This is a genomic window from Bacillus sp. YC2 (genome assembly GCF_019891195.1).
GTDB lineage: Bacteria > Bacillota > Bacilli > Bacillales > Bacillaceae > Bacillus.
This window is the reverse complement of sequence record NZ_JAHXDO010000002.1, coordinates 177,322-199,457: the sequence shown is the minus strand read 5'-3', so window position 1 is coordinate 199,457 and position 22,136 is coordinate 177,322. Positions and strand designations below refer to the sequence as shown.

Below are 22,136 nucleotides of genomic sequence, written 5' to 3'. Positions count from 1 at the left end.
ATGCCGAAAAAAAATAAGTTTATGAACAGAGGAGCAGCGATACTTAGTATTTGTTTCGCTCTCTTTTTCTTTGTCATTCTTGGAAGAATGGCATACATTCAAATAACGGGCAAAGCAAACGGAGAGGCACTGGCGACAAAAGCGACCGAGCAGCATGAAAAGAAACGGACGATTGACGCGAGCCGCGGCTCTATTCTCGACCGAAAGGGCAAAGTGCTGGCTGAAGATACGGCCACTTATAAGCTCATTGCCGTGCTTGACAAAAAGATGGCGCCTCAGTATGTCAAGGATAAAGAGAAAACAGCGGAAGAGCTGTCCACGGTCATTGACCTTGACAAAAGTAAGATTCTGGACACTTTAAACAGGGATGGCGCGAAACAGGTCGAATTCGGATCAGCCGGACGGGACATCTCGTATGCGAAAAAACAAAAGATCGAAAAAATGAATCTCCCGGGCATTTCTTTCTTGAGAGATACGAAACGCTACTATCCGAACGGCGTATTTTTATCAAATGTTCTCGGCTATGCGGATGTCAACCAGAAAACAAACCAAATTCAAGGCTCCTTAGGGCTTGAAAAAATACTTAACAACTATTTAACGGAACACGACGGCTCTGTCACATATGAAAGTGATAAATCCGGCTGGAAGCTTCCGAACAGCAAAGAGAAAATTACCGCACCAAAAAATGGTGACAATGTATATTTAACCATTGATCAGAAAATTCAAACCTTTTTAGAAGACAGTATGACAAAAGTGGCGGAAAAATATAAACCGAAAAAGATCATGGCTGCCGTCGTAGAACCGAAAACCGGAAAGGTGCTTGCGATGGGGCAGCGCCCAAGTTTTGATCCGAATATAAGAAACGTCACGAATTATTACAACGACTTAGTTTCTTACTCGTTTGAACCGGGATCGACGATGAAAATCTTTACGCTTGCCGCAGCGATTCAGGAAAACGTGTTTAATGCAAATGAAAAGTATAAATCAGGAACGTATGAAGTTGGCAACAGACCTGTGAGAGATTGGAATAACGGAGCTGGCTGGGGCATGACAACCTTCCGTGACGGTCTTATGAGATCTTCAAATGTCGCCTTTGCCAAGCTGGCAAACGAAAAGCTAGGCTTTGACCGATATAATGAGTATTTGCATAAGTTCGGATTATACCAAAAAACGGGGATTGATCTTCCAGGCGAAGTGTCAAGTAAGATTAATTTCAAATATGATTTTGACAAGGCGTCTACGGCATACGGCCAGGCATCTGCGATTACGCCGATTCAGCAGCTTCAAGCGGTAACGGCGATTGCAAATAACGGCAAAATGATGAAGCCTTACGTCATTGACCATATTGTGGATCCGGATACGAAAAAAGTTGTCAAGCAGACTAAGCCTGAACAAGTAGGCACGCCGATTTCAGCCGATACGGCCAAAAAGGTCCGGAATCTGCTGGGAGAGGTCGTCACTTCAGATATCGGAACCGGTAAGCCTTATAAAATTGAAGGCTTTGATGTGGCAGGAAAAACCGGAACTGCGCAAATTGCCGGAACAGGCGGATATTTATCAGGAACGAGCAACTATGTGTTTTCGTTCATGGGAATGGCGCCGAAAAACGATCCTAAGCTTGTCATCTATGTGGCCGTGCAGCAGCCGCAATTAAAGGCGGGACAAAGCAGCTCAGATCCTGTTGCAGAGATCTTTAACCCGACGATGAAAAACAGCCTGCATTACTTGAATATTGAACCGACTGACACGTCTGATTCAAATAAAGAAGAAACGAAAACTCAGAAGATGCCTGATCTGACAGACCGAACGGTAACAAGTGCGGAGAAGGAAGCCAAAAGCGAAAACCTTACGCCGATTGTCATCGGCAGCGATGTTGCTGTAAAAGAGCAATATCCTGAAGCCGGGGAAGACATCATTACAAAACAGAAGATCTTCTTAAAAACAGACGGAAAGATGACCATGCCGGATATGTCAGGCTGGTCGAGACGGGAAGTGCTCCAATTCAGCAAAATATCAGGCATTCACATTGATGTAAGCGGTGAGGGATACGCCGTAAGCCAGAGTGTGAAAAAAGGAAAAAAATTAAAAGAAAACACAGTAATTAAGGTAAAATTCAAAAACCCTGATTAAATGAGAAAGGAAGTCCGCAGATGCTGCGGGCTTCTTTTTTGATACGCCGTTCTATGTGACCAAGCTTAGGCATAAATTGTAAACAAGCCTAAATAAGGAGTGAACGATCCCTTGCGCGTCTCAAATGTAACGGTTCGGAAACGTTTATTATTTGTTTTGCTTTTTGGAGTGATCATTTTCTTGGTCATTGATACTAGATTAGGCTATGTCCAATTTATTATGGGAGATAAGCTTACCTCGCTTGCGAAAGATTCGTGGAGCCGGAATTTGCCGTTTGAGCCGGAGCGGGGAGAAATTCTTGACCGGAACGGTGTCGAGCTGGCCACAAATAAAAGTGCGCCGACTGTATTTGTCGTTCCCCGCCAAATTCAAAATCCAATCAAAACAGGCAAGCTGCTCGCATCAGTCTTAAATATGTCGGAAGAAAAGGTCTATAAGCACATCACAAAGAAAGCCTCCATTGAAAAAATTTCACCCGAAGGCCGGAAGATTTCAAATAAGAAAGCAAAAGAAATCAAAGCGCTTGATTTAAAGGGGGTATATGTGGCAGAAGACAGTATCCGCCACTATCCGTACGGCAGCTTTTTATCACATGTTCTCGGCTTTGCCGGGATCGATAACCAAGGTCTTCTTGGGCTGGAAGCCTATTATGACGATGATTTAAAAGGTGAAAAAGGATCGGTGAAGTTTTATACAGATGCCAAAGGGAAAAAAATGCCGGATGAAGCTGATGACTACACACCGCCGAAGGACGGCCTCGATATGAAACTGACAATTGACGCCAAGGTTCAAACCATCATAGAAAGAGAGCTCGATAATGCGGCGGCGAAGTACAATCCGGACGGAATGATTGCGGTCGCCATGAACCCGAAAAACGGGGAAGTTCTCGGAATGTCAAGCAGACCTGATTTTGATCCTGCTGACTATCAATCAGTGGAACCGTCCGTGTACAACCGCAACTTGCCGGTTTGGAGCACGTATGAACCGGGTTCAACCTTTAAAATTATTACACTGGCAGCCGCCCTTGAAGAGCAAAAAGTGAATTTGCAAAGAGATCAGTTTTATGACAAGGGGTTTGCCGAGGTGGACGGCGCCCGCCTCAGATGCTGGAAAAAGGGCGGCCACGGCTCGCAGTCCTTTCTCGAAGTCGTCCAAAATTCCTGTAACCCGGGGTTCGTACAGCTTGGGGAGCGGCTTGGAAAGGAAAAACTGTTTAAATATATAAAGGACTTCGGTTTTGGGAAAAAAACCGGCATTGATCTGCAAGGGGAAGGAACGGGGATTTTGTTCCCGCTTGACAGAGTCGGACCGGTCGAGCAGGCGACAACTGCTTTCGGTCAGGGGGTGTCCGTCACGCCTATTCAGCAGGTAGCTGCTGTATCAGCAGCCATAAACGGCGGGACGCTTTACACCCCGTTTATCGCGAAAGAATGGGTCGACCCCGTCACGAAAAAAACGGTTAAAAAACAATCGCCAATTGCGAAAAGACAAGTTATTTCCCAGGAAACGTCAAAACAGATCAGATTCGCTTTAGAAAGCGTCGTTGCCCAAGGAACGGGACGGAATGCCTTTGTGGAAGGATATCGTGTCGGCGGCAAAACAGGTACGGCGCAAAAAGTCAAAGACGGAAAATATCTTGAAAACAACCACATTGTCTCGTTTATCGGCTTTGCGCCGGCTGACGACCCGAGCCTTGTCGTTTACGTTGCAGTCGATAACCCGAAAGGCACGATTCAATTCGGCGGAACCGTCGCAGCGCCGATCGTCGGAAACATCATGAGAGACAGCCTGCCGGAGCTCGGCGTTAAACCGAGAAAAAATCAAATAGAGAAAAAATATCAATGGTCCGACACAAAAACTATAGAGGTTCCGAATGTTGTAGGGATGTCTGTCTCTGATCTTGAGTCGCTGCTTGTCAATTTAAATATAGACTCCTCAGGAAAAGGAAGCAAAATTGTCAAACAATCACCTGCAGCCGGAACGAAAGTAAAAGAAGGCTCAAAGATCCGGGTTTATTTGAGTGAAGATTGAGTCTGATGAGGCAGCCGATTGTTTTCGGCTGCCTTTTATCATAATGAGAAAAAAAGAAGATAACTTTTAAGATTAACTGGATGTATCCTTTTTTTTACGCTAAAATATGAACTGTATGTTTAAAAGCCGTTCTGACTTTCATAAACGGTTATCACGATAAAAGAATGAATAGAATTTCTGAGAGGTTTGATACAATGAAACTTACAAAGCTGCTTACATATTTAATGACCGAACCTGTTCAAAATGACTTTCATGACCCTGATATAACTTCAATCGAGATGGACTCCAGGGAAGTGAGAAAAGGGAGTCTTTTTGTATGTATAAAAGGGTACACGGTAGACGGGCATGATTTTGCGCAAAAAGCTGAAGAAAACGGAGCAGCTGCCATTGTCGCTGAAAGAGAGCTTGACGTCAGTGTCCCTGTTATTATCGTCCGCCGTTCACAGCGGGCGCTCAGTGTCCTGTCAGACGCGTTTTACGGGCAGCCGACGAAACAGCTTCAGCTCATCGGCATCACCGGCACAAACGGCAAAACATCGACGACGCACATGGTGGATGAGGTGTTCAAAAAAGCGGGAAGACAGACAGGCTTAATCGGCACCATGTATATTAAGATCGGCGATGAAACATTCCCGGTAAAAAACACAACGCCGGAAAGTGTCACCCTTCAAAAGACGTTCAAAAAAATGAATGATGAGCATGTCGACACAGCCATTATGGAAGTATCGTCGCACGCTCTCTCATTGGGAAGGGTGCACGGCTGCGATTATGATATCGCCGTGTTTACGAATCTGACCCAAGACCATCTGGACTATCACAAAACGATGGATGAATACAGGCAGGCAAAAAGCCTTCTGTTCTCCCAGCTGGGCGGCGCCTTTAACCATGAAAAGCCGAAGCGGGCCGTGTTAAACGCTGATGATGAGGCGAGTGCTTATTTTGAAAAAGCAACGGCGGCGCATATCCTTACATACGGAATTAAAAACGATGCCGATGTGATGGCGAAACATATTGAGATTTCCGCGCAGGGCACAAGCTTTGAGCTTGTAACGCCAAAAGGGACGAAACATATTACGGTTTCTCTCGTCGGTCAGTTCAACGTGTATAATGTGCTGGCTGCCGCCGCGACGGCGATTGCTGCAGATCTTCCTTTTGATACGATTACAAGCGCACTTGAAGAACTGCAAGGTGTCAGAGGGCGTTTCGAATTGGTGAATAAGGATCAGCCGTTCCCTGTCGTCGTCGATTACGCACACACACCTGACAGTCTTGAAAACGTTCTGAACACCTGTAAAGACATGACCGAGGGCAAGCTTTTCGTCGTCGTCGGCTGCGGCGGTGACAGAGACAAAACGAAACGCCCGAAAATGGCGGAAATCGCGGTGCGTATTGCCGATGAACCGATTTTCACCTCAGATAACCCGAGAAGCGAAGACCCGCTGGCTATATTAAGAGATATGGAAAGAGGAGTCGAAGGCTGCTACTATCACAGTATCGCAAATCGTGAACAGGCAATCTTTTTTGCCATTGCCAATGCGAAAAAAGGAGATGTCGTGCTGATCGCCGGCAAAGGACATGAAACCTATCAGCAAATCGGCACTGAAACATTTGACTTTGACGATGCCGAAGTAGCGGGGAGAGCTATCGTCGAGCTGAATAAAAAGTAAAACAGGAAAGAGTGTTATGAATGAGGGAATTGAAAAGAATTTCACATACGGGGAAACAATGTGAATATGATAAATACGTATGTCGTTTGAACGAAACGGGAGGAGAAAAGAGCAATGCTTGAGCAAGTGATTTTATTTACAATTATAATGGGATTTTTAATCAGTGTTCTGATATCTCCGATTCTTATCCCGTTTTTAAGACGATTAAAATTCGGCCAGAGTATTAGAGAAGAGGGGCCGAAATCACATATGAAAAAATCAGGGACGCCGACGATGGGCGGGGTCATGATTATTGTATCAATCGCCATTACGGCCATTGTCATGACGCAGAAATTTTCGGAATTAAGCCCGGAAATGTTTCTTCTGCTGTTTGTCACAATCGGCTACGGGCTTCTCGGCTTTTTAGATGACTATATTAAAGTTGTCATGAAACGGAATCTCGGATTAACGTCCAAGCAGAAACTGATCGGTCAGATCATTATTGCTATCATATTTTATGGTGTATATCATTATTGCCATTTTGCAACCGATATCCGGGTGCCGGGCACTCATCTATCAATCGATCTCGGCTGGGGATACTTTATTCTCGTACTCTTTATGCTTGTCGGGGGCTCAAACGCCGTCAACCTGACGGACGGCCTTGACGGCTTGCTGTCTGGAACTGCGGCTATCGCATTTGGCGCTTTTGCTATTTTGGCATGGAATCAATCACAATATGATGTTGCGATTTTCTCAGTTGCCGTTGTCGGCGCTGTTCTCGGTTTCCTTGTATTTAACGCGCATCCCGCCAAAGTATTTATGGGGGATACCGGCTCGCTTGCGCTTGGCGGAGCGATCGTGACTGTTGCCATTTTGACGAAGCTTGAAATTCTGCTTGTCATTATCGGCGGAGTATTTGTGATCGAGACCTTATCTGTTATCTTACAAGTTATCAGCTTTAAAACGACAGGAAAACGAATCTTTAAAATGAGTCCGCTTCATCACCATTACGAACTGGTCGGGTGGTCTGAATGGAGAGTCGTCGTGACATTTTGGACTGCGGGACTGTTGCTTGCCGTTTTAGGAATTTACATCGAGGTGTGGTTATAAGTGGAAAAAGAACTTTTTTTGCAAAAACAAAATTTTCTAGTCCTCGGACTGGCAAAAAGCGGGTATGCGGCAGCGTCAATTCTGCATGAAAAAGGCATTAACGTCATCGTTAACGATCAGAAAGCCTTTGAAGAAAATGAACCTGCCCAAAAGCTTTCTGCCAGAGGGATTGAAGTCATCTGCGGAGAGCACCCGACGTCACTTTTTGATCAGCATGACATTACCATTATGATCAAAAATCCCGGGATTCCGTATGAAAATATTATGGTGCAGGAAGCGCAAAAAAGAGGCATCCCGGTCTGGACGGAAATTGAGCTTGCATATTATATAACAAACGCAAAATTCATCGGCATCACAGGCTCGAACGGCAAAACAACAACAACAACGCTCATATATGAAATGCTGAAGGCTGATTCTCAAAAAGCGTTGATTGCAGGCAATATCGGCACTGTCGCCAGTGAGGTGGCATATCACGCCGACGGAGACGAATGGATCGTCACGGAGCTTTCTTCCTTTCAGCTTATGGGGACGCATGCGTTCAGACCTGAAATCAGCCTGATTTTAAACATATTTGACGCCCATTTAGATTATCACCACAGCCGTGAAAATTACGAGAAGGCCAAGCAGAAGGTGTATCTTCACCAGCTTGAAAGCGATACGGCCATCGTCAATCAAAACGATGAAACAGTGGTGCGGCTTGCAGAATCGAGCAAAGCCGGCATCGTTCCGTTTTCAGTTCAACAGCCGCTCTCCAGCGGCGTATTCATAAAAGACGGAATGCTGATGTTTAATGATGAAGCGATTCTTCCTATAGATGACATCGTCCTGCCTGGCGCGCATAATTTAGAAAATATTTTGGCCGCCGTTGCCGCTGCGAAGACTGCGGGCGCATCAAATGAAGCGATTCAAAAGGTGCTGACAAGCTTTACGGGAGTGAAGCACCGGCTTCAATACGTGACGACGATTCAAGAACGAAAATTTTATAACGACAGCAAAGCGACGAATATTTTAGCAACGAGCAAAGCGCTTTCCGCGTTTAAAGCTCCGGTAATTCTGCTTGCCGGCGGTCTTGACCGCGGCAACGGCTTTGATGAACTAAAACCGTATATGGAACATGTCAAAGTGATCCTTACGTTCGGACAGACAGCGCCAAAGTTTGTAAAACTGGGCAACGAGCTGGGAATACAACATGTCAAACGTGTCGATAATGTTGAACAAGCAGTATCTGCGGCGTTTGCGCTCTCAAATGAAGGAGACGTCATCCTCTTGTCACCGGCGTGTGCAAGCTGGGATCAGTTTAAAACATTTGAAGAACGCGGTGACATGTTTATAGATGCCGTGCATATGCTTAAGTAAGGGCTTGTCTAAAGAATTTCGGCAGCCCTAATGAACTTATGCTTGGGGTGTCGATTGCTTTGACTACTAAAAAAACAGCGCCTGATTTGTTATTAGTCATTATTACGTTATTGCTTTTAACAATAGGATTAATTATGGTCTACAGTGCAAGTGCGGTATGGGCGGATTATAAATTTGATGACTCGTTTTTCTTTGCCAAACGGCAGCTGCTGTTTGCGGGGATCGGCGTCATTGCCATGTTTTTTATAATGAACGTTGATTATTGGACATGGCGGACTTGGTCGAAACTGCTTCTGATTATCTGTTTTTTTCTGCTTGTGCTCGTTTTGATTCCGGGAGTGGGAATGGTGCGGAACGGTTCAAGAAGCTGGATCGGTGTGGGAGCGTTCAGCATTCAGCCTTCGGAGTTTATGAAACTCGCGATGATTGCGTTTCTGGCTAAGTTTCTTTCTGAGAAACAGAAGAACATTACGTCATTCAGACGCGGATTCATTCCCGCGCTCGGAATCGTGTTATCTGCCTTTATTATTATCATGTGTCAGCCCGACCTCGGAACGGGGACGGTTATGGTGGGCACGTGTATCGTAATGATTTTTGTGTCCGGTGCGCGCATCGCTCATTTTGCGTTTCTGGGGCTGATCGGACTAAGCGGGTTTGCGGCCCTCGTCCTGTCCGCTCCGTATCGGATCAAGCGGATTACCTCTTACTTAAATCCGTGGGAGGACCCGCTTGGGAGCGGCTTTCAGATCATTCAGTCGCTGTACGCCGTAGGTCCCGGCGGGCTGTTCGGCATGGGGCTCGGCCAAAGCCGGCAAAAGTTTTTTTATCTGCCGGAGCCGCAAACCGATTTCATTTTCGCTATTTTATCAGAAGAGCTTGGCTTTATCGGCGGTACGCTCATATTGCTGCTGTTTAGTATTTTATTATGGCGGGGCGTCAGAATCGCCCTCGGCGCTCCGGATTTATACGGGAGCTTCGTCGCCATCGGTATTATTTCGATGATTGCCATTCAAGTCATGATTAATATCGGCGTTGTGACGGGTCTCATTCCGGTGACGGGAATTACGCTGCCATTTTTAAGCTACGGGGGCTCATCATTGACACTGATGCTTATGGCCGTCGGCGTACTCTTAAATGTCAGCCGGTATTCGAGGTATTGATCTGTATCTTGCCTCATAAATCATGATATATTCGTAATATAAAAAAACAGACAACATCAATAACCCTGTCCTAAAAAACAGGGTTATCGCTATGTGATGAAGGGGGACATACGCATGCGTATTGCAGTAAGCGGAGGCGGTACGGGAGGACATATCTATCCGGCCCTGGCCTTTATTAAAGAAGTGCAGCGCCGCCATCCGGATGTGGAATTTTTGTATATCGGAACGGAGAACGGCCTTGAGAAAAAAATCGTCGAACGGGAAAACATTCCGTTTCGTTCAATTGAAATTACGGGTTTTAAACGAAAACTTTCTTTTGAAAATGTAAAAACCGTTATGCGCTTCTTAAAAGGCGTGAAGACGAGCAAATCGTATTTAAAAGAATTTAAACCGGATGCCGTCATCGGGACGGGCGGTTATGTATGCGGTCCTGTCGTATACGCGGCTGCGAAATTGGGGATTCCGACCATTATTCATGAACAAAACAGCCTTCCGGGCATCACAAATAAGTTTCTCTCGAAATATGTTAATAAGGTAGCGATTTGCTTTGAAGAAGCAAAATCGCATTTTCCCGCTGAAAAAGTTGTTTTTACGGGAAACCCCAGAGCATCTGAAGTCGTCTCAATTAAGACAGGCCGCTCATTAACCGAATTCGGGCTGAAAGAAAATCAAAAAACGGTACTGATTTTTGGCGGTAGCAGAGGCGCAGCTCCAATTAACCGCGCCGTTATTGACATGCAGGAAGAATTAAAAACGAGACCTTATCAAGTGCTGTATATTACCGGAGAAGTGCATTATGAGAAGGTAACGGCGGAGCTGAAAGGCAAAGCCGCGGATAATATGGTGACTAAACCGTTTTTGCACCAAATGCCGGAATACTTAAAATCAATTGATGTGATTGTGGCAAGAGCCGGAGCGACAACAATCGCCGAGATTACCGCCCTCGGAATTCCGAGCGTGCTCATTCCGAGCCCGTACGTTACAGCCAATCACCAAGAAGTCAATGCGAAGGCGCTCAGCCAGCATGACGCTGCAATTGTGCTGAAAGAAACCGAGCTTAGCGGAGAAAAACTGATCGCCGCTCTTGACCGAATCGTAATGAATGAAGAAACACTAAAGGACATGAGTGAGCGGACAAAGTCACTCGGTGTTCCAGATGCGGCAGCCAGACTGTACAGTATCATGGAAGAGATTAAAAAATAAGAGAAGAGCAATTGGAATGCGGAGGTTTACGATGGAGAACGTGATACAGGAATTAAAAGACCGCGAAGTTGGCAAAGTGTTAGAACAAGAGCCGCTCGCGAACCATACAACGATGAAAATTGGCGGACCTGCCGACATTTTGATTATTCCCAATCGGGTGGAAGCGGTCAAAGATATCATGGATATTGTGAAAAAATATGATTTGCCATGGACTGTCATCGGCCGCGGTTCAAACCTGCTTGTACTTGATGAAGGCATCAGGGGAGTTGTCATAAAACTCGGACCCGGCCTTGACCATTTAGAGCTTGAAGGTGATCTAGCAACGGTGGGAGGCGGTTATTCAGTTGTACGTCTGGCTACATCCATGAGCAAAAAGGGGCTGTCCGGCCTTGAATTTGCAGCCGGAATTCCCGGGTCAATCGGCGGGGCCGTCTATATGAACGCCGGCGCCCACGGCTCGGATATGAGTGAAATCCTTGTAAAAGCCCGTATTTTATTTGAAGACGGTTCAATCGAATGGCTTACGAATGAAGAAATGGATTTCAGCTACAGAACGTCTATTTTGCAAAAGAAACGGCCCGGCGTCTGTCTTGAGGCGGTCCTAAAACTTGAACAGAAGGAACGTGAAGCGATCACAGCGCAGATGCAAAATAACAAAGACTACAGAAAAAATACACAGCCGTACTCAAGCCCGTGTGCGGGAAGCATATTCAGAAATCCGCTGCCGAACCATGCGGGAAGCCTGGTTGAAAAAGCGGGGTTAAAAGGGCATCAGATCGGCGGCGCCAAAGTATCCGAGATGCACGGGAATTTTATCGTCAATGCCGGCGGAGCGACTGCCAAGGACGTCCTTGACCTGATTGATTACGTGAAAAAGACAATCCGTGAGCAATATGACGTGGAGATGCACACAGAAGTTGAAATCATCGGCGGCAATCGCTAAATGGTTCTCTGATTTACACGAGCTCATGTGATATACTTTGAACAAATGGCAAACGGCATCACAGCATGCCGTTTGTTTTTCAATCAGACGAATGTAAAGCTGTTTCATTCTTAGTGAGGTGGACAGGCAGTGAACCCGAATCATGAAAGAGAAAAAATTGTAAATATTGAAGAACGGATTCCGAAAATTAAAGAGCAGCGAAAACAAAAAGCAAACCGCCGTCTCATTTCATTTATTCTGCTCTTTTTTATGATGGTGCTGATCATCGTGTATTTGCAGATGCCGATCAGTAAAGTATCTTCTGTTTCTGTTTCCGGAAACGAAATTGTGCCCGCAAAAGAGGTTGCCGCGCTTTCTGATATTCATAACGGCCAAACAGAATTCTGGAGCTTGAATAAGAAAAAAACAGAAGAAAAGATCGAGCAAAACAAGCTGGTGAAAAAGGCGGCGATTACAAAAGCCTTCCCTAACAAAGTCAACATCAGGATTGAAGAGTATAAGACCATTGCGTATTTACAAAAAAACGATGTATATTATGAAGTGCTGGAAAACGGAACCGTACTGCCGAACGAAGTCACTCCGGATGATGCCGGGCCGATTTTGGTAGACTGGACAAACGGGAAAAAACGGATCAAGTTGGCAAAGCAGCTTGATAAGCTGTCAGGTTCTTTAAAACAGTCGATTTCTGAAATTTATTACACGCCGGCAAAAATGGACAATGACCGGATCAAGCTGTATATGAACGACGGATATGTGGTTACGGCTTCTATTAAGACTTTTGCAAGCAAAATGAAAACCTATCCTTCTATTATTTCACAGCTGGATGGGAAAAAGGGAATTATCCATTTAGAAGTTGCTACATATTTTGAAGAATTTAACAAGGGTAATGGTGATAAGAAGAAAGGGAATTGATGAAATAAGTCTAAATGCCTATTTTGTGTCCGTTCAAAAGAATCAATTAAAATCAGCGCAGGCAGCCGATATAACCGATAGCGGAATAATTATGACACTATGTCTGTTTTTTGCTGAAGATATGGCTGATAAACAAGCGGAAAATTCTCAGTGTTATGTGTATGGTACATGAGATAAGCATTGCATTTGGAATTTTCCTCCTGTTTCTTCTTTTTTTGTATGATTCTGGCAATATCTATAGCTTTTCTGAAGGTTCATCTTAGTGTAGACTTGTATAAAGCGGATATATTTGCATCATGTGTTGTTACAATATGACGCCATCAAAAGAAATCTTCTGATAAGGTGGGCCATCTTTAAAAAAAATAAAAAAAATGTGATATAAAAGAGGATATACATAGAATATAACGAATAGTTTCAATAAACATAAATTGTGAGAAATCAGATAAGAATATGTTGTTGCTGTTGTTTTTGTTACACACTTGTAAAGCCACATTCATTGTATTGTTGTTCCGCAAATAATAGAATAGAATTGATCGAAATGTGAGGAGGTGCCATAGAATGAACAACAATGAACTTTACGTCAGTCTTGACATCGGTACGTCCAATACAAAAGTGATCGTCGGAGAAATGACAGATGATTCCCTTAACATTATCGGAGTGGGAAATGTACCGTCTGAAGGGTTGAAAAAAGGCTCAATCGTTGATATAGATGAAACCGTTCATTCTATAAGAAAAGCGTTTGACCAAGCTGAAAGAATGGTAGGTTTTCCGCTGAGAAAAGCCATCGTCGGTGTTAATGGAAATTATATTAATATTCAAGATACGAACGGCGTTGTCGCTGTTTCAAGTGAAAACAAAGAGATTCACGTGGAAGACGTCCGCAGGGTGATGGAGGCGGCACAGGTCGTTTCGGTCCCGCATGAGCAGCTGATCGTTGACGTCGTTCCGAAACAGTTTATCGTTGACGGAAGAGATGAAATTACAGATCCGAAAAAAATGCTCGGTGTCCGCCTGGAAGTGGAAGGCACGCTGATTACCGGCTCAAAAACGATCTTACATAACTTACTTCGCTGTGTGGAGAGAGCGGGCGTCGAAATTACGGATATCTGCCTGCAGCCGCTTGCGGCCGGTTCGGCGGCTTTATCAAAAGACGAAAAGAACCTCGGTGTCGCAATGATTGATATCGGCGGCGGATCTACGACGGTTGCGGTTTTTGAACAGGGGCATCTTAAAGCGACCACCGTAATTCCGCTCGGAGGCGAAAACATCACAAAAGACGTGTCAATCGGTTTACGGACGTCCACAGAAGAGGCGGAAAGAGTAAAAAAACAATTCGGACATGCTTTCTACGACGAGGCTTCAGAAGATGAAGTATTTGAAGTCACCGTCATTGGCACGAATCAAAAGCAATCTTTTACACAGCAGGAAATTGCCAATATCATCGAAGCAAGAGTGGAAGAGATTCTTGAGATTGCCGCATCTGAAATCGAACATATGGGAATTACCGACTTGCCCGGCGGCTTTGTGCTGACCGGAGGACAGGCCGCAATGCCCGGGGTGCTTTCATTGGCACAGGACGTGCTGCGGCACAATGTAAGAGTCGCAAGCCCGAACTATATCGGCGTAAGAGACCCGCAGTATATGACGGGTGTCGGCTTGATACAATTCGCCTGCCGAAACGCAAGAATTCAAGGAAGAAAAATAGGCTTTCATATGCCGGAGGAAGCCGTGCAGGAAATTGCGGTTTCACACGAAGAACAGCATCATCAGCGGCAAGAGGCACAGCAGCGGCCTAAAGCAAAACAAAAAACACAAGCCGAACAGAACAAACCGAGCAAAATGAAAAAACTATTAAGCATGTTTTGGGAATAGATAGATAGTCATTCGGCAGATTAGGAGGATTTAGCATGTTGGATTTCGAAACAAACATAGACGGCTTAGCATCAATTAAAGTAATCGGAGTAGGAGGCGGCGGAAATAACGCGGTCAACCGAATGATTGAAAATGAAGTGCAAGGTGTAGAGTACATCGCGGTGAATACGGATGCACAAGCTCTTAACCTGTCAAAAGCAGAAGTGAAAATGCAGATCGGAGAAAAACTGACGCGGGGTCTTGGAGCTGGAGCAAACCCTGAAGTCGGCAAAAAAGCCGCTGAAGAAAGCAAAGAACAGATTGAAGAAGCGTTAAAAGGCGCTGACATGGTTTTCGTTACAGCCGGAATGGGAGGCGGAACCGGAACGGGAGCCGCACCGGTCATTGCCCAAATCGCAAAGGATTTAGGCGCTCTGACTGTCGGAGTCGTAACAAGACCGTTTACATTTGAAGGACGGAAGCGCCAGCTGCAGGCGGCTGGCGGAATTACAGCAATGAAAGAAGCGGTGGATACGCTGATCGTGATTCCGAATGACCGTATTCTTGAAATTGTTGACAAAAACACGCCGATGCTTGAAGCATTCCGTGAAGCTGATAACGTGCTTCGCCAAGGGGTTCAAGGTATCTCTGACCTCATCGCGACGCCCGGACTGATCAACCTGGACTTCGCCGATGTCAAAACCATCATGTCGAATAAAGGTTCTGCATTGATGGGAATCGGAATTGCAACCGGAGAAAGCCGTGCGGCAGAAGCTGCGAAAAAAGCCATTTCCAGCCCGTTATTAGAAGCGGCAATTGACGGAGCGCAAGGTGTTCTGATGAACATCACAGGCGGCACAAATCTGAGTCTATACGAAGTACAGGAAGCTGCGGATATCGTCGCATCTGCATCTGATCCTGACGTGAATATGATTTTCGGTTCAGTAATCAATGAAAATCTGAAAGATGAAATTGTCGTGACTGTCATCGCAACAGGGTTTATTGAACAGGAAAAAGACGACTCAAAACCGCAGCGCCCGACATTAAACCAAGGGTTAAAATCACAAAACCAAAATGCTGCTAAGCGTGAGCCAAAGCGTGAAGAAACGCAGCAGCATCAAAACACGGCAAACCGTCATACATCACAGCCGGCGGATGATGCCTTGGATATTCCGACATTTTTAAGAAACCGCAACAAACGCGGCTGATTTAAAAGGACAAAACCACATGGTTTTGTCCTTTTTCTTTCCTCTATAGACTGATTTCTTCCCCAGATCCTCCGATTCATATACCAAAAAAGAATCTTTATCCCTATGTATAAAACATGACCATTGAATTATTTTCAGTTTCATATGGCTTTCTGACAGAATACGACAATATCTGAATTGAAGATTGTCTACATTTAACGTACAACATCGAAATGACAAACGATTCCATTTTTGAAGGAGGGAAGACAAAATTACATTATATTTCTAAATAAGGGGGAATACGATTGAGGAAAAAAACGAGAAACAAGTGGACAGGCTCCGTTTTAAGCGTCATTGTCGTCAGCTCACTGCTTTTTCCGGGTGCAGCCGGAGCGAACAGCACACATGCAGCTGCTTCTTTAAAAGAAGAACTCTCTTCCTCGAAGTCCATCCAGCATAAGATTTCTGATTCGGTCAAGAAACGTTTTGAAAAGAGTGATAAGGTCACGTTTCTCATTAAATTCAAAGAGCGGGCTGATACGAAAAAAGCTGCCAAGACGGCCGAAAAGAAAGCCGAGTCACATTCGCTTTCAGCAGCGAAAACAGAATATCAAAAACGTTCGGCCGTTGTCTCTTCTTTAAAGGTAACAGCTGATGATGCGCAGCAAAATATAAAAAATTACTTGGAAAAACAAAAAAAGAAAGGCAAGGCAGACCATATTCATTCCTATTATATTGTCAACGGAATGGCTGTCCGTGCTTCGAAAGAGGTAATGGAAAAAGTCGCTTCATTTCCTGAAGTAGAAAAAGTGCTCCCGAATGAAAAGCGTCAGCTGACAAAATCATCCGCACCTTTTCAAATGAAGAAAAAACAAAAAGAAATCAAAGCAAAAGGCGGTATCGAATGGAACATCAGCCAAATCGATGCACCTAAAGCCTGGGCTTTAGGCTATGACGGAACCGGTACGGTTGTGGCATCCATTGATACCGGAGTTGAGTGGGATCACCCGGCATTAAAGGAGAAATACCGCGGCTATGATTCTAAAAATCCCGCTCAGCCGAACCATGACATGAACTGGTATGATGCCGTTGCCAAAAAAGACGCTCCCTATGACGACCAAGACCACGGCACTCATGTGACCGGAACAATGACGGGGTCTGAACCTGACGGCTCAAATCAAATCGGCGTGGCTCCCGGCGCAAAATGGATTGCGGTAAAAGCTTTCTCGGATGACGGAGGGACAGATGCCGATATTTTGGATGCCGGTGAATGGGTGTTGGCGCCAAAAGATAAAGACGGGAAGCCGCATCCTGAAATGGCTCCGGACGTTGTGAATAATTCTTGGTCTGGCGGTTCAGGAATTGACGAGTGGTACAGAGATATGGTCAACGCGTGGAGAGCGGCTGATATTTTTCCGGAATTCTCTGCGGGAAATGAAGACTTGTTTACACCTGGAGGACCGGGGTCGATTGCCAATCCCGCCAATTATCCGGAAGCATTTGCGACAGGTGCTACCGACAGCCAAAAGAAACTCGCTGATTTCTCACTTCAAGGCCCTTCACCGTATCATGAAACAAAACCGGATATCTCGGCTCCGGGAGTCAATATCCGTTCATCGGTGCCGGGGGGAACATATGAAGGCGGCTGGAACGGAACTTCGATGGCCGGGCCGCATGTGGCTGCAACAGCGGCTCTGTTGAGGCAGGCGAATGCCTCTATTACGGTCGATGAAATGGAAGACGTCTTGACTCGCACAGCAGAAAAGCTGACCGATTCCGCCTTTCCGGATTCGCCGAATAACGGTTACGGCCACGGTCTTGTCAATGCATTTGACGCCGTTTCGGCTGTAACGGACGGGATCGGAAAAATAGAAGGGCAGGTGTTGACAGCAGGTGAAGATAACGAACCGCCTGTATATCAGCATGATCCTGTCTCGGAAGCTTATCAAGGCGCGAGTCTTCCGTTAACTGTCACGGCGGAAGACAATGTGGGCGTTACGAAGGTTACGCTTTCCTACCAGTTTGATGAGGGAGATTGGAAAACGATCACCGCGGTGCAAAAAAGCGGAGATGAAAAAAAAGGAACATATCAAGCGGAAATCCCGAATGTAATGGCCAAATCAGTAAGCTACAAATGGACGATAAAGGACTTTGGAGGTCATTCGGCGGAATCTGACACGTACCGGGTCACTGTCAAACCAAGCATTACAGCGGGCTACAAAGAGAATTTTGAGTCGCAGCCCGCAGGATGGTCAAGCTATGGAACACAAGATCAATGGGAATGGGGCGTTCCGGTTTCAGGCCCCGGTGCAGCAGTCTCCGGAGAAAAAGTATTTGCGACGAACCTGGCTGGCCCTTACGCCGATTCGGCCAACATGAATTTAGTGATGCCTCCGATTCAAGTGCCGGATGACGGGCGTCTGTTCCTTCAATTTAAAAGCTGGCACACGCTCGAAGAATTTTTTGATTACGGATATGTGTTTGTACTTCCTGAAGGGAAAACGAATTGGGAGCAGGCGGCCATTTATAACGGAGCTTCGGCAGGCTGGACTGATGAAGAAATTGATTTATCGGCATATAAAGGCCAAAACATTAAAGTCATGTTTAATTTGCAGTCCGATGAAGTGGTAAATGAAGACGGATGGTATATCGATGATGTCAGCCTCTCAGCCGACTCTTCCGGCAAGGTGAAAAAAGCTAAACTCGGTATACAAAAGCCGTCCGGCAAACTAAAGAAAAAGGCTGTTAATCCTAAAAAAGCGAAACCGGCGGCAAAATCAGCAGGAAAAGCTGTAAACCGCGGAACAAACCTGCTTCCGCTCAGAGCGCAAGTCAGTGTTGCCGAGACGGGAAAATCCGTTTATTCAGACCCGGCAAGCGGCAAATACACCCTTTCTCATAAAGCGGGCAGCTATACGCTGAAAGCGGAGGCTTACGGGTATCAGCCACAAACAGAAAAAGTCTCGATACAATCAGATCAAACGGCACAGGCAGACTTCACGCTGGAAAAAATGCCATCCGGCACGTTAAAAGGCACGATCACCAATCAGTCAACGGGAGAACCGGTGAAAGGCGCCGCGCTGTATGTCATCGAGGATGCCGCAATTGAACCGGCGGTTACGAATGACAAAGGGGAATATTCACTTCAGGTGTACGAAGGCTCCTATACGATCAAAATCGCCGCAAAAGGATTTTACAACAACGAATTTTCTGTTGATGTGAAAGGGAATGTCACCCAAAACTCCGAATTAAAGCCGTATATCGGCTATGAAGGCGAAATTGCCTATGATAACGGTGTGGAAGAAGCCGCCATGTCGTATTTTGAGGCAGGCAGCAAATCTGCGGTTAAGATGACGCTCGCTGACGGAAAAGACCTTGGCATGCTGACAGGAGGACTGTTTAAATTTTGGGGTGAAAACTGGCCTGCCCCTGGCGGCACGGAATTTCAAATAGAAGTATATGACGCATCGGAAAAAGACGGTGCGCCCGGTAAAAAAATCGCCGGTCCTTTCAAAGCGGAAGCGCTCAGAAACGGTGAATGGACAAAAGCCGACCTCAGCTCAAAAGGAATTGCGGTCGGTAAGGAATTTTATCTCGTCTTCGTACAGACGAAACCCGATCCTTATTCGCCGGGATTGTCAGCCGATGACGGAAGCCCGTATTCAAACAGAAACTGGCAGTACATCGGCGGCAGCTGGTCAAAATCGGATAAATCTGACGGAAACTATATGATCCGCGCTTTGGTTGACTATGAAGCGGCAGTGCCTGAGATTACTTCTCCGCAGGACAAATCATTTACAAATCAAGAGAAACTTGCGGTAAAAGGGACCGCTTCTCCGGGGACGGCTGTCCGTCTTTACAACGATGAAAAAGAAGCCGCTGAAACAAAAGCCGGAGCAGACGGCACCTTCCAGGCTGATGTATCGCTTCATAAAGGAGCCAACCGCCTGACGGCATCAACGTCAACCGACAGGGGATCAACAGACGCTTCCGGCCCTGTCACGGTGATACTTGATCAGGACAAACCGGATTTGACGATCGATAATCCGAAAAACGGAGATAAAACAAATAAAGAAACCGTGACTGTAAAAGGAAAAGCTGCCGATGATTATTTGAAGTGGGTGAAGGTGAACGGCCAAAAAGCTGAGGTGAAAGACGGCTCTTACCAAGCCCGAATTCTTCTGGAAAACGGCAGCAATGAAATCAAAGTCACGGCAGCGGATGAAGCGGGAAACAAAACGACGAAAAAGACGGTTATCAATGCAAATTACACCGCCCCCGTTATTTCTGGGTTAGTTCCCGGAGAGGATAAAACATTAAAAGCCGGAGAATCAGTGAAAATCGCTTTCTCCAGCGGAAAGAAATTAGACGCCACGTTTGTCATTCGTCTTCCGCTGACAAATGCGCGTGCAACTACTCAAAACGCAACGGAGCTTCCGCTGAGAGAAATTTCTCCGGGAAGATATGAAGGATACTGGACGGCCGCCTCTTCAATTAAAGCGAACGGAGCAAAAATTGACGTTATCGTAAGAGATGACTATGGGAATGAAACGAGACAAACGGCGAAAGGAAAACTTTATATTAACGAGTAAAGAAGAGCGCTGCCTTTAGAAGGGCAGCGCTTTTTCAGATGATCCGAACCTAGCAAAATGCCCAAACAGGCATCCTCGACAAATAAAACGGTTATCCCTTAAAAATTGTACTTTCCCCTCAACATTAATTGACAGACTTTCCCACAGAGCTTGCTTTATACTTATGAAACAAGAGAGAGAAACAGGTATGTAAGACAAAAGAGGAGAGGGGTCAGATGTGAAAATCTATCTGGATGTCATTTGGCTGTTGAACTTTTGTTTTGATTCTCTTTTGCTTTTATTGACGGCCTTTATTTTAAAACGCCAGGTAAAGAAAAGAAGAGTGGTGGCTGGGGGCTTGATCGGTTCAACGATTGTGCTGCTGATGTTCACCCCTGTTTCGCCGCTTGTGGAGCACCCAGCGGGAAAAATGGTATTTTCAGTTTTCATCGTGCTTACGGCTTTCGGATTTAAACGGTTTCGGTATTTTTTACAAAATTTGTTTGCCTTTTATTTCGCAACATTTCTCGTCGGCGGGGGAATGATCGGTGTTCATTCGTTATTGCAGACAAAATCAATCGTGCAGCATGGCGTAATGGTGACAAGCCAGACCGGGTTCGGTGATCCGATCAGCTGGATGTTTGTCGTCATCGGATTTCCCGCCGTGTGGTTTTTTTCGAAAAAAAGAATTGAAGAGATCGAAACAAAATCCATTCAGTATGATGAACTTGTCAGGGTGCAGGCTGAATTCGGCGGACAGACAATCCATGCGAAGGGATTGGTGGATTCGGGAAACCAGCTGTACGATCCGCTGACGAAAACGCCGGTCATGATTCTTCATATTGATAAGTTTGCCCCGCTTCTCGGGGAAAAGGAAACAGACATTATCAAAACCGCCAGTCCGCTTGAGGTGATCGAACAGCTGGATAATACGTTCCGCCACGCAGAAAAACTCAGACTGATTCCGTACAGGGGCGTCGGCCAGGACCATCAATTTTTACTCTGTTTGAAGCCGGATTACGTGACCATTTTAACAAAAGACGAAATGATCGCATGTGAGAAATGCCTGATCGGAATCAGCACGAGACAATTATCGGCAGACGGTGAATTTGACGCGATCGTTCATCCGAAAATGCTGACAGGAAAAGCGGTGAAACATGTATCCTGATATAAAAGTCTGTTACTAATCATACTCAATCCGCATTGTATTTAGAAGGGGGAGGAAGATGAAAAAACTTAAGCTGCGTTTGACATATCTTTGGTATAAATGGCTGATGAAACTCGGGCTGAAAAGTGATGAAGTTTATTACATAGGGGGAAGCGAAGCACTGCCGCCGCCTCTGTCAAAAGAAGAAGAACAGGTGCTGCTTTTAAAGCTGCCGAGCGGGGATCAGGCGGCACGCGCTATTTTAATTGAAAGGAATTTACGCCTTGTCGTATACATCGCCCGTAAATTTGAAAACACGGGCATTAATATTGAGGATTTGATCAGCATCGGGACAATCGGTCTGATCAAAGCGGTAAACACCTTTAACCCGGAAAAGAAAATAAAGCTTGCCACCTATGCATCACGATGCATTGAAAACGAGATTTTAATGTACCTGCGCAGAAACAATAAAATCCGTTCTGAGGTATCCTTTGATGAGCCGCTTAATATTGATTGGGACGGAAATGAACTGCTGCTTTCAGATGTGCTCGGAACAGATGATGATATTATTACAAAAGATATTGAAGCAAATGTGGATAAAAAGCTTTTGAAAAAAGCGCTTGAGCAATTAAACGAGAGAGAAAAGCAGATCATGGAACTGCGTTTCGGGCTTGTCGGAGAAGAAGAAAAGACGCAAAAAGATGTAGCCGACATGATGGGAATCTCCCAATCCTATATTTCCCGGCTTGAAAAACGGATTATAAAAAGACTGCGAAAAGAGTTTAACAAAATGGTGTAAAAAAATTTCCATCAGCCAACCCTTACTGCTGTAAGGATTGTCTTGGACAGATGTTTTTTTCTGTAAAATGAAAGTGCATATTTTTCCCAC

General features: G+C 45.5%; 13 protein-coding genes and 1 pseudogene. All 14 read left to right on the top strand.

Annotated elements, in window-relative coordinates:
• The 14 genes and pseudogenes from pbpB (at position 1) to sigE (ending at position 22,046) form a co-directional block, all read left to right on the top strand.
• Positions 1-2,130, top strand: a complete 2,130-nt coding sequence (pbpB, locus tag KY305_RS05935) for a penicillin-binding protein 2B (RefSeq protein WP_223061766.1) — start codon at positions 1-3, stop codon at positions 2,128-2,130.
• 111 nt (positions 2,131-2,241) lie between these two features.
• Positions 2,242-4,231: pseudogene (locus KY305_RS05930) on the top strand (stage V sporulation protein D).
• A gap of 124 nt (positions 4,232-4,355) precedes the next feature.
• Entirely contained in the window at positions 4,356-5,828 is a 1,473-nt protein-coding gene (locus tag KY305_RS05925; protein WP_223061764.1) for a UDP-N-acetylmuramoyl-L-alanyl-D-glutamate--2,6-diaminopimelate ligase, read from the top strand.
• A gap of 114 nt (positions 5,829-5,942) precedes the next feature.
• Complete coding sequence (mraY, locus tag KY305_RS05920; protein ID WP_061520429.1) at positions 5,943-6,917, top strand: phospho-N-acetylmuramoyl-pentapeptide-transferase; 975 nt, start codon at positions 5,943-5,945, stop codon at positions 6,915-6,917.
• The gene (gene murD / locus KY305_RS05915) at positions 6,918-8,273 is read left to right on the top strand and encodes a UDP-N-acetylmuramoyl-L-alanine--D-glutamate ligase (RefSeq protein ID WP_223061763.1); all 1,356 of its coding nucleotides are present in this window, start codon (positions 6,918-6,920) and stop codon (positions 8,271-8,273) included.
• 59 nt (positions 8,274-8,332) lie between these two features.
• The gene (gene spoVE / locus KY305_RS05910; protein WP_223061762.1) at positions 8,333-9,433 is read left to right on the top strand and encodes a stage V sporulation protein E; all 1,101 of its coding nucleotides are present in this window, start codon (positions 8,333-8,335) and stop codon (positions 9,431-9,433) included.
• A gap of 114 nt (positions 9,434-9,547) precedes the next feature.
• A complete protein-coding gene (gene murG, locus KY305_RS05905; RefSeq protein WP_223061761.1) occupies positions 9,548-10,636 on the top strand; it encodes an undecaprenyldiphospho-muramoylpentapeptide beta-N-acetylglucosaminyltransferase in 1,089 nt (362 codons plus the stop codon).
• A 31-nt stretch (positions 10,637-10,667) separates the two neighbouring features.
• Complete coding sequence (gene murB, locus KY305_RS05900) at positions 10,668-11,579, top strand: UDP-N-acetylmuramate dehydrogenase (protein WP_223061760.1); 912 nt, start codon at positions 10,668-10,670, stop codon at positions 11,577-11,579.
• Between the two features lie 129 nt (positions 11,580-11,708).
• Positions 11,709-12,491 carry a cell division protein FtsQ/DivIB gene (locus tag KY305_RS05895; RefSeq protein WP_223061759.1) on the top strand — a complete coding sequence of 261 codons (783 nt, stop codon included), beginning with the start codon at positions 11,709-11,711 and terminating at the stop codon, positions 12,489-12,491.
• A gap of 558 nt (positions 12,492-13,049) precedes the next feature.
• Entirely contained in the window at positions 13,050-14,363 is a 1,314-nt protein-coding gene (gene ftsA / locus KY305_RS05890) for a cell division protein FtsA (RefSeq protein ID WP_214799476.1), read from the top strand.
• A gap of 35 nt (positions 14,364-14,398) precedes the next feature.
• Positions 14,399-15,550 carry a cell division protein FtsZ gene (gene ftsZ / locus KY305_RS05885; RefSeq protein ID WP_214799475.1) on the top strand — a complete coding sequence of 384 codons (1,152 nt, stop codon included), beginning with the start codon at positions 14,399-14,401 and terminating at the stop codon, positions 15,548-15,550.
• Positions 15,551-15,834: 284 nt separating this feature from the next.
• On the top strand, positions 15,835-20,121 hold the full coding sequence (locus tag KY305_RS05880) for a S8 family peptidase (protein WP_223061758.1): 4,287 nt from the start codon (positions 15,835-15,837) through the stop codon (positions 20,119-20,121).
• A gap of 217 nt (positions 20,122-20,338) precedes the next feature.
• Positions 20,339-21,268: a sigma-E processing peptidase SpoIIGA gene (gene spoIIGA / locus KY305_RS05875; protein WP_223061757.1), complete on the top strand. Its 930-nt coding sequence runs from the start codon at positions 20,339-20,341 to the stop codon at positions 21,266-21,268.
• 58 nt (positions 21,269-21,326) lie between these two features.
• The gene (gene sigE / locus KY305_RS05870) at positions 21,327-22,046 is read left to right on the top strand and encodes an RNA polymerase sporulation sigma factor SigE (protein WP_007409714.1); all 720 of its coding nucleotides are present in this window, start codon (positions 21,327-21,329) and stop codon (positions 22,044-22,046) included.
• The last annotated feature ends 90 nt before the right edge of the window (positions 22,047-22,136 follow it).

Excerpts from the sequence above, each read along its gene's own strand:
- ftsA (WP_214799476.1), top strand. The coding sequence starts at position 13,050 with ATGAACAACAATGAACTTTACGTCAGTCTTGACATCGGTACGTCCAAT.
- mraY (WP_061520429.1), top strand. The coding sequence starts at position 5,943 with ATGCTTGAGCAAGTGATTTTATTTACAATTATAATGGGATTTTTAATC.
- ftsZ (WP_214799475.1), top strand. The coding sequence starts at position 14,399 with ATGTTGGATTTCGAAACAAACATAGACGGCTTAGCATCAATTAAAGTA.
- KY305_RS05925 (WP_223061764.1), top strand. The coding sequence starts at position 4,356 with ATGAAACTTACAAAGCTGCTTACATATTTAATGACCGAACCTGTTCAA.
- murB (WP_223061760.1), top strand. The coding sequence starts at position 10,668 with ATGGAGAACGTGATACAGGAATTAAAAGACCGCGAAGTTGGCAAAGTG.
- sigE (WP_007409714.1), top strand. The coding sequence starts at position 21,327 with ATGAAAAAACTTAAGCTGCGTTTGACATATCTTTGGTATAAATGGCTG.
- pbpB (WP_223061766.1), top strand. The coding sequence starts at position 1 with ATGCCGAAAAAAAATAAGTTTATGAACAGAGGAGCAGCGATACTTAGT.
- murG (WP_223061761.1), top strand. The coding sequence starts at position 9,548 with ATGCGTATTGCAGTAAGCGGAGGCGGTACGGGAGGACATATCTATCCG.